This is a genomic window from Marivirga arenosa (assembly GCF_030503895.2).
Lineage (GTDB): Bacteria > Bacteroidota > Bacteroidia > Cytophagales > Cyclobacteriaceae > Marivirga > Marivirga arenosa.
The window spans coordinates 2,966,034-2,981,345 of sequence record NZ_CP129970.2 but is presented as its reverse complement, the minus strand read 5'-3'; the positions used below and the strand labels follow the sequence as shown (position 1 = coordinate 2,981,345).

13 protein-coding genes are annotated in these 15,312 nt (G+C 33.1%); 6 read left to right on the top strand and 7 right to left on the bottom strand.

Annotated features, from left to right (window positions below; translation table 11 throughout):
* Positions 1–177: 177 nt before the first annotated feature.
* Entirely contained in the window at positions 178–495 is a 318-nt protein-coding gene (locus tag QYS48_RS12995; protein ID WP_308356285.1) for an iron-sulfur cluster assembly accessory protein, read from the bottom strand.
* 110 nt (positions 496–605) lie between these two features.
* Here QYS48_RS12995 and QYS48_RS12990 point away from each other — a divergent pair, with 110 nt between their 5' ends.
* Positions 606–1,127 (top strand): hypothetical protein, encoded by a 522-nt coding sequence (locus QYS48_RS12990; RefSeq protein WP_308356283.1) that lies wholly within the window; start codon positions 606–608, stop codon positions 1,125–1,127.
* Between the two features lies 1 nt (position 1,128).
* Here the strand turns inward: QYS48_RS12990 and QYS48_RS12985 are convergent, their stop codons facing one another.
* Together QYS48_RS12985 and QYS48_RS12980 are read right to left on the bottom strand one after the other, a co-directional pair.
* Positions 1,129–1,587 carry a nuclear transport factor 2 family protein gene (locus tag QYS48_RS12985; RefSeq protein WP_308356282.1) on the bottom strand — a complete coding sequence of 153 codons (459 nt, stop codon included), beginning with the start codon at positions 1,585–1,587 and terminating at the stop codon, positions 1,129–1,131.
* A 61-nt stretch (positions 1,588–1,648) separates the two neighbouring features.
* Positions 1,649–2,545, bottom strand: coding sequence for a hypothetical protein (locus tag QYS48_RS12980; RefSeq protein WP_308356281.1), 897 nt, complete (start codon positions 2,543–2,545; stop codon positions 1,649–1,651).
* A gap of 63 nt (positions 2,546–2,608) precedes the next feature.
* Between QYS48_RS12980 and QYS48_RS12975 the strand changes: the two genes are divergently transcribed.
* From QYS48_RS12975 to dtd, 5 genes are read left to right on the top strand one after another with little or no spacing between them, the layout of a single operon-like run.
* A complete protein-coding gene (locus QYS48_RS12975) occupies positions 2,609–2,830 on the top strand; it encodes a hypothetical protein (RefSeq protein WP_302101321.1) in 222 nt (73 codons plus the stop codon).
* Positions 2,823–3,224, top strand: coding sequence for a YkvA family protein (locus QYS48_RS12970; RefSeq protein WP_308356279.1), 402 nt, complete (start codon positions 2,823–2,825; stop codon positions 3,222–3,224). Before QYS48_RS12975 ends, QYS48_RS12970 begins: the two co-directional genes overlap by 8 nt.
* 1 nt (position 3,225) lies before the next feature.
* The gene (locus QYS48_RS12965; RefSeq protein WP_308356278.1) at positions 3,226–3,831 is read left to right on the top strand and encodes a thioredoxin family protein; all 606 of its coding nucleotides are present in this window, start codon (positions 3,226–3,228) and stop codon (positions 3,829–3,831) included.
* 1 nt (position 3,832) lies between these two features.
* Entirely contained in the window at positions 3,833–4,492 is a 660-nt protein-coding gene (locus QYS48_RS12960) for an NAD-dependent epimerase/dehydratase family protein (RefSeq protein WP_308356277.1), read from the top strand.
* Between the two features lie 2 nt (positions 4,493–4,494).
* A complete protein-coding gene (gene dtd, locus QYS48_RS12955) occupies positions 4,495–4,947 on the top strand; it encodes a D-aminoacyl-tRNA deacylase (RefSeq protein ID WP_308356276.1) in 453 nt (150 codons plus the stop codon).
* 9 nt (positions 4,948–4,956) lie between these two features.
* Here the strand turns inward: dtd and QYS48_RS12950 are convergent, their stop codons facing one another.
* From QYS48_RS12950 to QYS48_RS12935, 4 genes are all read right to left on the bottom strand, one after another.
* The gene (locus QYS48_RS12950; RefSeq protein ID WP_308356275.1) at positions 4,957–7,179 is read right to left on the bottom strand and encodes an MMPL family transporter; all 2,223 of its coding nucleotides are present in this window, start codon (positions 7,177–7,179) and stop codon (positions 4,957–4,959) included.
* A 63-nt stretch (positions 7,180–7,242) separates the two neighbouring features.
* Entirely contained in the window at positions 7,243–8,712 is a 1,470-nt protein-coding gene (locus tag QYS48_RS12945) for a deoxyribodipyrimidine photo-lyase (protein WP_308356274.1), read from the bottom strand.
* A gap of 124 nt (positions 8,713–8,836) precedes the next feature.
* Positions 8,837–11,605, bottom strand: a complete 2,769-nt coding sequence (gene acnA / locus QYS48_RS12940) for an aconitate hydratase AcnA (RefSeq protein WP_308356273.1) — start codon at positions 11,603–11,605, stop codon at positions 8,837–8,839.
* 91 nt (positions 11,606–11,696) lie between these two features.
* Entirely contained in the window at positions 11,697–15,146 is a 3,450-nt protein-coding gene (locus QYS48_RS12935; protein WP_308356272.1) for a pyruvate carboxylase, read from the bottom strand.
* Positions 15,147–15,312: the final 166 nt, after the last annotated feature.

Sequence of the window (15,312 nt, the reverse complement as noted above, 5' to 3'; positions counted from 1 at the left end):
TCAGTTTTTAGCATCTTCAACTAAAATATTAACATTAGGGTAATAAAATATTAATATTACCCCTGTTTTAATACTATTCATAGAGTTTACCTACTTAAGTATATAGCAATACTACTCAGTAAATAAGGTTAATTATTAAGTGAAAAATATAATGAATAATAAAGAAGGGCAATAGTATTATTTCAATTCCTCCTCTGTTTCTGGATTTACGAAGATAAAGCCACGAGCATCATTGCCTTCATGGAAGCGGACTTCCATTCCTATAATATACATTACATGTCCTTTATCTATATAGATAGGAATACCTTCAATTTCAAAAGTTTTATCTGATTCCTTAGCTTTATCAAATCCTAGCATGTAATTCATACCAGCAGCACTGCAACCTCCTCCTCCACGAACACCAACTCTTAATCCATAGCCTTCAGGAATATTTTTATTTTCCATTATATTCTTTACTTCCTTTAATGCCTCTTCTGATATTTTAACTGGAATCATAAAACTTATTTTTCTGAATTAACGGTTGAATAAAAGCAAAAGTTTGAATGATTTTATTGCTTTTATTTGACGCGAATTTAACTAAATTTGAAAATCAAAAAAGAAAATTTATGGAACCGATTTGGGACTTAATAAAAATCATCATCCCTGCTGGCATAGTCTTGTATGCAATGTATTTAACAGTTAAAACAATGCTTCAAAAGCAGAATGAAGCTAAGATCATAGAAATAAAAGCAAAAAATAAGGAAATCGTTCTACCTATAAGACTACAAGCTTATGAAAGAATGAGTCTATTCTTAGAAAGAATTTCACCAGATCAGCTTATAAAGAGAGTTCAGCAAAATAATCAAAATGTAGCTGAATTGCAGTATTTATTATTAAACGAAATTAGAGAAGAATTTAACCATAACCTATCGCAACAAGTTTATATGAGTGATGATGCTTGGAAAATTATTAGAAATGCGAAAGAGGAATTAATTATGCTTGTTAACCAATCAGCAAAAAGTTTGGATCCTGAAGCTAAAAGCATTGAGTTAGTTAAAAAGATTTACGAAGAATCTTTAGACAAAAATATTGACAGCATTGAGTATGGATTAAGCTTCCTAAAAAATGAAATCCATCAAGAATTTTAAGTTATTCTTCCTCAATTAATTCTATAAATTTCTGGATTTTATCGTTATCAATCGTTACTGATAGATCATAAAGTGCTATTTTCCATCCTTCGTTTGTCAATTCTAAAACTGCTGTACCTTTACATACTCCCATCCAAGTATCAAGCTTTTCATTAAGCCAAGCTACTTTTCCGTTTTCATAAAAATAAATATCTCTACTAGTGGCTGTAAATGACCATGCTGATTCTCTTTCAAAATACTCTTTAGCCCATACTGCCATTTCATCTCTAGTCCATTTCTCAGTTTTATCAGTTCCTAAATAAACCCCATCTTTAGTCATACTACCAAAAAACACCTCTTCATCAGCAGTAGCTGCTGCTTTATGCCAACTATCCATAAATTGATTTACTTCCGTTGTTTTCGTTTGACCAAACGAATCAACTGAGAAAAAAATAAAGATTAAAAGCAAAGTATATTTCATGTGATTTTTATCTTATTAAATTTTTAATTCAAGATAGATAAATCTTTATAATTTAATTGAATCAATTTAATTTTATTGTTGCCGCAAAAAAAGGAATACCAATTGGTACGAATCTGGCGATTTCGGTATTATAAATCAATCCTAGGTCGTATGATCCAAAATCGGTTAGCAATCGTCCCCCATATAATAAAAAAGTATATCTATCATTAAATTCGGTTGTAACATAAAATCCTTCTGACAAAACCATTAAACGTTTAGATATTCTTGCCATAGCTGACAAAGAATAAAACGGATTAATTCTTTCAACATCAGAAATAGTACCGAAATAAGCCGTTCCTGTCACGTTTAAATCGGGAATACCTACCGTAAAACCTGTATTAACAAAAGCACCTGCAGCCCCATCAAAAGAATCAACTAAGGTTACTGCAAATGCATCTACTCCAATTTTGTAATGTACATATTCGCCTAATTGTACTGTATATTTTGGATTTAAGTAAATTAAAGGAGCTCCTATAACCATTGTAAAAAAACTTGTCCCTACTCCTATTGAAAAATTTTCTGTTAATCCCCTGTGAAAAGTAAATGGATTATTTCTTATATAATTGACACCTTTTTCATAATTGAAAGCACTAGTTCCTATCATATATCTCATACTATTTAAATTACTATATGACTTTTCTGATAGGCCAAAATCACCACTATCCTCACCTAAAGACTCTACTTTTTTAATTCTTTGTGTTGGTACTCTCTTCGTATTACCCTCAAGAGTCTCAATTGTTAAAAAATCTTTATTTTGAGATAAAAAGTATCCTACTATCTCTTCTCCAGTTTTAGTATAAACTTTTATTCTTGATCTAGAAACTTCTTTATTATTTTCGATTTTTGGATCTTCTATTTGAGCATTAGACAGATTGGCTAATAACAATAAAAGTGAAAAAATAAGGTTGAGTTTTTTCATCTAAAAAATGATTAATAGTTCAATTATTGTAATTTTAACAAACGTTTAAATAATACAAGTATTATGGATAATCCACATAGAAACAGTCAAATTAAAGCAAATAATATTAGACTTTGGGTAGGTGTAATTAGTTTAATTGTTGCTTGGTCGCTTTTTATATATAAGAACTTATTACACGATTTATACTTAATTCTTATTGGAGCATTTACCTTATACACTCTTTTTGCGTATATACTAGTACCAATTCAAAAAAACAAAAAGTTGAGAGATTCGGATAATGAGTAAAAAAACGAATTATAAACAAGCTTTTAATAGAGCTATCAAAGTCTTAAATGATAGAAGACTTAGTAGTAAATTAGTTGATGAGGCTAAATCAACCTTAACTAGTAGAGCTGATAGATCAGAAAAAATAGCTAAGCTAAAAGGTAAATTTCAAACTCTCATTAGGCTTGTAAAAGAATACACAAAAGGAAATTACAGACAGATCTCAAAAAAAAGCATGCTTTACACCGTTGGTGTGTTAATATATTTTATTACCCCAACAGATGTAATTCCTGATTTCATTCCTGTATCAGGCTTTGTTGATGATGCTTCATTATTGATTTGGCTTTACAATCATTTAGGTAAGGAATTGAAACAATTTACAGCTTGGGAGAGTAAGCAAGAGAAAGCACATTAAAATGACAGAAACGATACAGGAAGAGAAAGAAAAAGTATTCTCTCAAGCATTGAATTACACTGAGTACAGAGCATTAATAAAATCATTACTAGCGGATAACAAAACTACCGGAGCCAATCATTCAGACGCCATGATAGGTTATACCTTAATGAATGATAAAAGAATGGATAGGCTTGACAAAACATTAAGCTTAGCAGATGAAATCATTCAGAAAGTAAAAAAATTAGACCGCATGAATTGGCTAGTTATAACTGAAGCATGGTGTGGAGATGCAGCTCAGAATATACCTTTAATTGCAAAATTGGCTGATTTAAATGATAATATCGATTTAAGATTTATCATGAGAGATGAGAATCCTCAAATTATGGATCAATATTTAACTAATGGATCAAGATCAATTCCCATAATTGTTTTTATGGATCAACATTATCGAGATCTTTCTACCTGGGGACCAAGACCTCAGCCTGTTCAAAATATGATCATGGATGCTAAAAACAATCATGATACAGAACAAGCTAAAGTGATTGAAAAACTGCATAAATGGTATGCGGTAGATAAATGTAAAACATTAATGGAAGAGTATAATAACATTATAAATAACTTTTAATATGTCGAAAACAGCACTAATTGCAGGAGCTACAGGATTAGTAGGAGGTCATTTATTAGATCAAATCTTAGAAGATGAGCAATATTCAAAAGTTATTGTATTAAGTAGAAGAAGCTTAGGCGGTGATGACGGAAAACTTAAAGAGTGCATTATAAAAGATTTTGACAAGTTAGAGGATCATATTAGTGAGCTTCAAGCTGATGATTACTTCTGTTGTTTGGGCACTACCATGAAAAAAGCCGGTAGTAAGGCAGCTTTTAAAAAAGTAGATTTTGAATATCCTGTAAGCCTAGCTGCAATTGCCAGAGAAAATAATGCTTCTTCTTTTCATCTTATTTCTGCAATGGGAGCTGATTCAAATTCATTTATATTCTATAATAAGGTAAAAGGTGAAACTGAGGATGCGATTAAATCAATGAAGCTAAATAAAGCATTTATCTACAGGCCTTCATTTATTGCAGGCGAAAGAACCGAAAAAAGAACTGCTGAAAAAGCTGCCCTTTGGTTTGCTGATAAACTTGACTTTATATTCTCAGGGCCATTGAAAAAATATGCTGCAGTTGATGCTTCAAAAATTGCAAGTAGTATGATAAAAATGGCTCACTCCAATAATTCGACTTTCAAAGTATTGTTGTCTGATGAAATCAATGAAATTGGATAAAAATGATTGCAGTAATACAAAGAGTTTCTGAAGCTTCTGTAAAAATTGAAAATGAAATCAAGGGAAATATTAACTATGGCCTAATGATTTTATTAGGAATTGAAGAAGACGATAATCAAGAAGATATAGAGTGGCTTACTCGAAAAATTATTAATATGAGGATATTTAATGATGATAATGGGGTCATGAATAAAAGTTTATTAGATGTAAATGGTGAGATTTTATTAATTAGTCAATTCACCTTGCATGCTAGTACAAAAAAAGGAAATCGCCCTTCTTACATCAAAGCCGCAAAGCCTGATATTGCTATTCCCTTGTATGAAAAAATGTTGAATGAATTAGACCAACAAATTACTACTGAAATTCAAAGTGGTGAATTTGGAGCAGATATGAAAGTGAGCTTAGTTAATGATGGACCAGTAACCATTATTTTGGATAGTAAGAATAAGGTTTGATTAACTGATTCATTTTAACAAAACAGGCAAAAGAATAAGGTCTGTTAAAACAGCGGTTAGCATACCAAAAGATAAAAAGAGCCCCAAATAAAAAGTAGTGGCAAATGATGAGAAAGTGAATAAAACAAAGCCTCCAATAATTAAGATTGAGGTGATTAAGATTGCTAAGCCAGCTGATCTTAAGGTTTTTATGATTCGCCAAATGGGTGAGCGTGCAGTTTGCTTTTTATAACTACCTAAAAAGTGAATAGTATCATCAACGGCTATACCAAAAGACACTACAAAAATAATAGCTGTTGTTAACTTTAAAGGCACTTCCATGAATCCCATCAGTCCTGCAGTTAATATTAGAGGAATTACATTAGGTATAAGACTAATCAATAGCATTTTAAAAGATTTGAAATAGATAGCGATAAACAATGCTATTATAAAAATTGCAAACACTAATCCCTTAATTAATTCAATGGATAAGTTCTCATTACTTTTATCAATTAAATAGGTGGTCCCTGTTAATTTAGTGTCTAATACCTTAGAATCAATATTGGATTTAATAAATTCTCTTAGCTTTTCATTCCGCTTTTGAGTAGCATTTGAACCCCATTCAGGAATAAATCCAGTGAACCTACCATATTTTAAGCTTGAATCTACAACATTATTTGCTATACCCTTCTGTAATAGAAATTTACTAGTGGATTTTTGCTTATCATAGTTTAATTCATTGGGTAATTTGTATTGATTGAATACTCCTCCATTTTCAATTTGATTAGCATATTTTACTAGCTCAAGAGGAGATACAACATTTTCAATTTTAAAGGAATCTTTTAAGTACTGTTCAATTTTTAACAACTCAACTAATACATCATAATTGAATATTGTTTCATTTTTATCAGCTGGATAAATAGCCATTTCCCATGGTTTTGAACCCCCGTAAAATCTATCCATGAAGGTAAAATCATCTCGAACCTGAGAATTTTTAGGTAAATCCTTCAATAGATATGCATCAGTTTTCAGTTTAAAAACCCCAAAAAATGATACTACTACAATCAATAAATAAACTAGAATAATAGCTCTTCGATTTTTTAAAATTTTAACGGTCCATTTTCTAAAGGGTAATTTAATTTGTTGATTTCGATAGTTCTTTCTAATTAATAAAGGACCGATTGCAAAATTGACAACAAAAGCTATTAAAACTCCGATACCGGCAAATAGTCCCAATTCATTTATAGGTTCAGTTGGTAAAACCAGTAAGCTAAAGAAACCCACTGCGGTGGTAATAGAGGTTAAAAGCGTAGCTGAAAACACTTTTTTAATAGATAACTTTAAACGTCTTATAAAATCCTGCTCTGGATTTTGTCGGTAAGCATTTATTAAATGAATGGCATCTGAGGTTGAAACAAACAATATAATAGGTGGAATCAATACGCTTAAAATACTGAGCTCCACTTGAAACATTGCCATAAATCCTAAAAGATAAATTAATGATGAAATGCTCATCATTAATGGTAGAAGCATAATGTTAAAAGAACGATAAATAAGTAAAAGTAAGAGGATAGTAACTCCTATCCCTGCAGCTAAGAAAATACTAAAATCCGATTTTATATGATCAACAAAACTCTGCTGAGCTACTAACTTCCCAACTATTCTATAATTGCTTAGATTATTTTCTTGAAGAGATACTTTCAATTTATTGAAGAATTGAAATTCTTCTTTGGGAGTAGTAAAATGTCTATGATTGAGCTGAATTATAGTGGATTGAGCATCATTGGAAATAAATTTAGAATATAAATCATGAGAAGATATTCTTATACTATCTCCCTTAAGACGTTTCTCATCATCAACATGGAGTAACGGAATTGCATTATAACCAAAGGGAGCTTTAATAATATGTTTTAGTTCAAAAAGAGATCGAGCGCTTTGAATCCCTTCAATGGAATCTATGGAATTCGTCCAATGTTCTAGTTTTTGCAAAAAAGATGATTGAAATATTGAAGGTGAATTTTGAATTGCTACTAGCAAGTAATCATTATCATATCCAAATTTTTCAACATGCTGCTCAAAAAATACTCTGTCCTCATTTCCCTCAGCAAAGAATTTTTCAAATTCAAAACTTACACTCAATTTAGGAAATTGCGAAATAAAAAATGCTAAACTGATAATCCATACCGCATATAGCATCACCCTAAATTCTTTATCCTTAAAATTATTATAGTAGTTGCTGATTATTTTTTTCAAAAAATTAAGGTTTTTGACTGATGCATTTAATAACGAGAAAAAGTGCAGAAACAGATTTAAAAATTATGGATTTCTATTTTCTACTGTATGTTTAGCTAATATTCTTTTAGATTCCTTTTTAACTAATGGATCTTTCCTCATATCCCAGATTACTGTTCTTGCTTTCTTCCCTGCTTCTTCAAGATCAACAATAGGTTGAGGATAATCTTTTCCGATCTCAATGTTAAGATCCTTCTGTTCAATGTAGCTTAATTTCCATGGTTCATGAATAAAGTTTTTGGGAACATCTTTTAACTCCGGAATCCATGATTTTATAAAATCACCATCAGGATCATGATCAATTGATTGTTTTACAGGATTATACATTCTGATAGTATTAATACCGGTAACCCCTGATTGCATTTGAAATTGCGGATAATGTATTCCAGGTTCGAAATCTAAAAACATCCTACCTAAATGCATAGCCCCTCTTTTCCAAGGTTGCCATAAATGGTAAGATAAAAAAGAAACCAGCATAGCACGCATTCGGAAGTTAAGATAACCCGTTGAGTTCACACATCTCATACAAGCATCTATTAGAGGAAACCCAGTTTCGCCCTCTTCCCAGGAAGTATATAAAATATCATTTTCATCCGTTCTAATTGAGTTGTATCCTCTATTAATATTTTCAAATTCATAGCGGTCTTCCATTTCAAATTTCTGTATGAAATGACAATGCCATCTTAATCGAGAAGCAAAATTATTTAAAGCACTTTTATTTCCATTCTCCTTGGCCTTCTTCATAGACTGGTATACCAATCTCATACTGACATTACCATATGCTAGATAAGGTGATAAACGGCTGCAAGAAGTTCTAGCAGCTGAAGGCTTACTAATATTTTTACTGTACTGAAAATGACGCTCTGAAAGAAACCCATTTAAATATCGTTTTGAATTTATGCTTCCACCTTTCTGAGTAACTCCAGCTTCTTTTTTAATTCCTAAATCCTTGGACGAATTAACTATTGGAACTTTTGATAAATCACTTATGTGAAGTGGATTAATTTCAGCAATTTGATTCTTAATTAAACCGCTTTCCATGAAAGCATACCATGCTTTAGACCAATTATCTCGATTTCTTCTACCCCTCTGTACACCAAATTGAGGAAACTCTTTCCAAACAATATTATGTTGGTTACAAAATTTCTTCACTTCTACATCTCGGTGGAAAGTCAGTTCTATCCCAGTCTCTTCATGGGATAGTAGATATTTGATATGATATTTCTCACTAATCTCATTTAAAAAATCTGTAGGTTTTCCATGAATTTGAATTAAATGAATATCATAGGTTTTTAGCTGATCGCTTAATTCAGCTAAAGATTCGGAAATAAATTGCCAATGCCGATTACTGTAATCCTGAGCAAATAACAATTCTGGTTCCCATGCATAAAAAATTAAAGTAGGTAATTGCAGTTCAGCTGCTTTTTGAAGAGGAGCATGATCTTCTAAACGTAAATCTCTTTTGAGCCAGACTATGGAAATGGGTTGCTTCATTAAAAATACCGAGGATATAACTGGAAAACTTTAATGAATAAGCTTTGTTTTAACTTTTAAAACAAAAAAAACCGGAATAGCACATAATATGCTAAACCGGTTTTAACCGTAAATAAAACTAGATTTATTTTCTTAAAAAGTCTCTGAGTACATATTGAAGAATCCCTTTATTCTTATAGTATTCAACCTCAATTTGAGAATCCAATCTTGCTAAGACTTCAAATTTGATTTCAGTTCCGTCAGATTTCATAGCTTTAGCAGATAACTTTTTAGATGGAGTTAGTCCTTTTGATATGCCAGTTATTGAAATTTTTTCAGAACCATCCAAACCTAGACTCTCTGCTGATTCACCCTCGCTATACTGTAATGGTAAAACTCCCATTCCAACCAGATTACTTCTGTGAATTCTTTCATAGCTTTCAGCTATAACTGCTTTTACTCCTAATAAATAGGTTCCTTTAGCGGCCCAGTCTCTTGAGGAACCACTACCATATTCTTTCCCACCTAAAACAACAAGAGGGATATTATTCTCTTTATATTTTTGGGCTGCATCAAAGACTGTCATCTCCTCTCCTGTTGGGATATACTGAGTATAACCTCCTTCTTTTTCAGCTAACTGATTCTTGATTCTAACATTTGCAAATGTTCCTCGAGTCATAATTTCATCATTACCTCTTCTAGAACCATATGAGTTAAAGTCTTTCCTCTCAACTCCTCTCCCTTTTAAATATTTACCCGCAGGGCTATCCTCTGCAAATGCACCAGCTGGAGATATATGGTCTGTAGTAATCGAATCTCCGAGTTTTAATAAAACATTCGCATCTTTTATGTCCTCAAAATCTTCAGCCTCCTCTGTTATATCTTTAAAAAATGGCGCCTCCTTTATATAGGTTGATGCATCATCCCATTCGTAATCTTTAGAATCTGGAGCTTTCATAGACTTCCATTGTTCATTTCCATCGAAAATCTCGCCATAGTTCTTTTTGTAAGAATCAGGAGAAAGAACCTTTCGCATCACTTCAAAGATCTCATCCTGACTAGGCCAGATATCTTTTAAATAAACGGGTTCCCCATTTACATCATAACTTAATGGATCATTGTTGAGATCAATATCAACTCTACCTGCTATAGCATATGCCACAACTAACATTGGTGACATCAAGAAATTCATTTTTACATCTGGATGAACCCTAGCTTCAAAGTTTCTATTTCCTGATAATACTGAAGAAACCACTAAATCATTTTCCTTAACTGCTTTTGCAATATGAGGTGGAAGTGGTCCTGAATTCCCTATACATGAAGTACAACCGTACCCTACAACGTGGAATTTTAATGCTTCCAAATCATCTAATAATCCTGCAGCTTCTAAATAATCGGTTACCACTTTTGAACCAGGGGCTAAACTTGTTTTAACCCATGGTTTTACATCTATCCCTCTTTCAATTGCTTTCTGTGCTACTAGGCCAGCTCCTAACATTACGCTTGGATTAGAAGTATTCGTACAACTAGTAATGGCAGCAATCACGATTGATCCGTCACTTAAGCTAAACTCATCATTATGGGTCTTAATTTTAACAGTTTTTAAACCATTTTCCTGTTCCGTTTCTATTGCTACATCATCAGCAATTGGTTGTTGAACTGGTTGTGATCCTCCTTCAGAATACCATCTGCTGACTGGTCTCTCGTACATTCCTAGGTAATCTCTACCATGTTCGGTTTTAAGAAGGTCTTTGAATTTATCTTCAAACTCTCTTACTAAAATTTTATCTTGAGGTCTCTTAGGCCCAGAAACTGTAGGTTCTACAGTACTTAAGTCTAATTCTAATACAGTAGAATAATTGATTTTATCTTCATTTTCCCTCCATAGCATATTTGATTTTGTGTATTGTTCCACCAAATCTATTTGATCTTTTGAACGATTAGTTTTGTCCATGTAAGACAAAGTTTGATCATCTATTGGGAAATAGGTAACCGTACAGCCAAATTCAGGCGACATATTTGAAATTGTAGCTCTATCAGGAATGGTTAGCTTATCTAATCCAGGACCGAATACCTCCACAAACTTGCCTACTACTCCATGACTTCTGAGTAAATGTGTAATGGTTAAAACTAAATCAGTTGCGGTAGTTCCTAATGGTAATTCACCATTCAGTTTTAAACCAATCACTTCTGGCATGATGAAATAAATAGGCTGGCCTAATATTGCCGCTTCTGCTTCAATTCCACCTACACCCCAGCCTACAACTCCGATTCCATTTACCATAGGGGTATGTGAATCTGTTCCTACTAAAGTATCAGGAAAAACGTACCCATCTCTAGCGATTGCCCCTTGAGCTAAATACTCTAAGTTAACTTGGTGGCAAATCCCCATACCAGGAGGCACAACAGAAAAATTGTTAAATGCCTTTTGAGCCCATTTTAAGAACTGATAGCGTTCACCATTTCTTTCATATTCTTTATCTACATTTTTAGCATAAGAATAATTGGTACCAAAATAATCTACTTGAACAGAATGGTCAATTACTAAATCAACAGGAATGAGAGGATTTATCTTTTGCGGGTCTTTACCCTTTCTTACTGCCTCTGCTCTTAAAGAAGCTATATCAACTACTGCTGGTACTCCAGTAAAGTCTTGCATTAAAACCCTAGCTGGCTTATAAGGTATATCCTTATCAGAAGCTTCTGGCTTCCAGTTTAATAGGGTTTCTATATTTTCTTTAGTTATCGCAAAATCATCATAATTTCTTAAGGCATTTTCAAGAAGGATTCTTATTGAGAAAGGTAGTTTATCAATATCATAACCTTGATTTTGAAGTTCTTGTAAACTGTAGTATTTAAGCTTACCCTTCTGACTATCAAGTTCTTTAACAATTTTAAATGGGTCTTTATGCATAGTGAAAAAGTTTTAGTTTAAAAGTTGATAATAAAAAAGGAGGTTATAACTCTTCATAACCTCCTTTATTAACCCATTTTATTACAAAATGTTACTCAAGGCTTATAACCAGATCATCTTGTTCCACCATATCACCTGCTTTAAGATGAACAGATTTTACAACTCCGGCCATAGGGGCTGTAATGGAAGATTCCATTTTCATTGCCTCGATTACAAACAATGCCGTGTTCTCTGTCACCTCATCTCCAGGTTTTACTTTTATAGAAGCAAGCTTTCCTTGTAAAGGAGCCCCTACTTCATTTTCATTCGATACTTTCTGATTCGTAACCTTATCTACTTTTGCAGAATTATCTTTGATTTTCACTCTTCGGGTTTGACCGTTTAATTCAAAGGAAACGGTTCTTAATCCTTCATCATTAGGTTCAGAAATATAAAGAAGCTTTATGATAATTGTTTTACCCTCAGAAATTTCAACCAAAATTTCCTCACCATTTTTCATTCCATAGAAAAAGGCTAAAGTTGGAATGTAGCCTACTTCACCAAATTTTTGCTGATGCTTATAAAACTCTTCGTATACCTTTGGATAAAGTAAATAAGCTATTAAATCAAGTTCATCATCATGCCCATCAAATTTCTTTTTGAATTCTTCTAATTCATGGTCAAAATCAACAGGAGTTAAATGTTTATTTGGTCTGTCCGTGAAAGGCTTTTCACCTTTTAAAATTATTTTACTTAAATCTTGAGGAAAACCTCCAGCTGGCTGTCCTAATTCTCCTCTAAATAAATCCACTACTGAATCTGGGAATGATAAAGTATGTCCTTTTTCGAAAATGTCATTAGGAGTTAAATTATTTGAGGTCATATATAAAGCCATATCCCCCACTACTTTAGAAGATGGCGTTACTTTAACCAAGTCTCCAAACATTTTATTTACCAGCGCATAATTATGTTTGATAGTCTCAAATTTATCCCCTAATCCTAATGCCTCAGCCTGCGGACGCAAGTTAGAATATTGACCACCTGGAATTTCATTATCATAAATTTCAGCAGTACCAGCTTTTAATCCTGACTCAAATGGATAATAATATTCGCGGACATACTCCCAATATGTAGAATAATCATTTAATGATTTTATATTGATCTTTTGTTCTCTTTCATGCCCTTGCATATAACTAGCAACAGAATTAAAGTTAGGCTGCGAGGTTAAACCCGACATGCTACCTAAAGCAACATCCACCACATCCACCCCTGCTTCAATGGCTTGTAAATAAGTAGCGGATTGAACAGAAGATGTATCGTGCGTATGTAAGTGAATTGGGAGATTTATTTCTGATTTTAAAGCTGAAATCAGCTCTTTTGCTGCATAAGGTTTAAGTAATCCTGCCATATCTTTAATTGCAATGATATGAGCCCCTTCATTTTCCAATTGCTTAGCAAAATCAACATAATATTCTAAAGTGTATTTGTCCTGATTTGGATCCAAAATATCCCCTGTATAACACACCGATGCTTCGGCAATTGAATTGGTCCTTTCGCGAACGGTTTTAATACTCACTTTCATAGCCTCAAGCCAGTTCAGAGAGTCAAAAATTCTGAATACGTCAATTCCAGTTTCAGCAGATTTTTCAATAAACTTCTCAATCAAATTATCAGGATAAGCTTTATACCCTACAGCATTAGAACCTCTTAGTAACATTTGTAGAAGAATATTAGGCATAGCTCTTCTGAACTTAGCTAATCTCTCCCATGGGTTCTCATGTAAAAACCGCATACAAACGTCAAAGGTAGCTCCTCCCCAAACCTCCATAGAGAATATCTCAGGATTATTTTTTGCGTAGCCTTCTGCAACTTTCATCATATCAATACCTCTCATTCGAGTGGCAAGCAATGACTGATGCGCATCTCTGAAAGTAGTATCCGTATAATGGATTGCCTTTTCCTTTTTAAGCCATTCTGAAAATTTTTCAGGGCCTAATTCTGTCAATAAATTTTTAGTGCCCTTTGGAAAAGTCCCGTACTTATCATAATCAGGGATCACGGGATGCCTAAATTTCTTATTTTCATCCTTAAATTTCACATCAGGATGACCATTTACACTTACATCTGCTATAAAGCGTAAGGTCTTGGTTCCTCTATCGAATTTCTGAGTGATTTTAAATAAATCAGGATTCTCATCAATAAATTTCACATTACACTCACCATTATAAAATGTTGGATGAGAAATTACGTTTTCAAGGAACCCAATATTGGTTTTCACCCCTCTAATTCTGAATTCTCGTAAAGCACGGTGAAGTCTTTGAGCTGCACCTCTCAAAGTTCGGCCATGAGAAGACACTTTCACTAACATGGAATCAAAGAAAGGTGAAATATTTACACCCGCATAAGAACTTCCTTCGTCAATTCTTATTCCAAAACCACCCGCATTTCTATACGCTATAATAGTACCATAATCAGGTTTAAATCCATTTTCAGGGTCTTCAGTGGTAATTCTACATTGAATGGCATAGCCATTACAATGCACATCAGATTGATCTTTTATATATATTCTTGGATCTTTTAAAGCATGTCCCTTGGCAATCAAAATCTGAGAACGGACAATATCAACTCCCGTAATTTCTTCTGTAATGGTATGCTCAACTTGAATTCTAGGATTTACTTCAATAAAGAATATATTTTCATCCTTATCAACTAGGAATTCAACCGTACCAACATTATTGTAGTTTACTTCTCTAGTTATGGCTAATGCATATTCATAGAGTTTATCTTTGGTTTCCTGAGATAAGTTAGCAGATGGTGCTACCTCCACCACTTTTTGAAATCGCCTTTGAACTGAGCAGTCACGTTCAAATAAATGGACAATATTTCCATAATTATCACCCATTATCTGCACCTCAATATGCTTAGGGTGATCAATATATCTTTCTAAGAAAATGGTATCATCTCCAAAGGCATTTCCTGCTTCACTTTTGGAGTCAATAAAAGCAGTTTTTAATTGTGATTCATTTTGAACGACTCTCATCCCTCTTCCACCACCTCCGGCAGCAGCTTTCACCATGATAGGATAACCAATTCTATTGGCTTCTTTAACTGCAGTTTCAGTATCTATTAATTCAATCTTACTATCCTCAATAATTGGAACATTTGCTTTTATGGCAATGTCTTTTGCACGAACCTTATCTCCCAGGGCATTCATCACTTCAGGTTCAGGGCCAACAAAAATAATCCCCTCTTCTCTACATCTTCTTGCTAACTTTACATTCTCTGATAAAAAGCCATAACCTGGATGAATTGCATCCACTCCTTTATTTTTAGCCAGACTTATAATTTCTTCTATATCAAGATAAGGTTTTAAAGGATCATCATCTTTACCAATTTGATAAGCCTCATCAGCTTTATAACGATGCAACGAATATCGATCCTCATAAGTGTAAACTGCTACAGTACGGATCCTGAGCTCTGATGCGGCTCTTAAAACACGTATAGCAATTTCTCCTCTATTAGCTACAAGTAGTTTATTAATTTCAAAAAGTTTCGTTGTCATATTGATGTTTTATAATAAATTAGATCAGTTTTTTTAGGATGCTGAATTTAAAAAGCTAAGACGAGAAAGGGAAGAAAAAGCACCATTAATTAAGAAATAGGTACTTATTAATTTTTATTAAAGACAATAATTCAGAGCGAGAAATAATGTGGTTTGTATAAGTTCT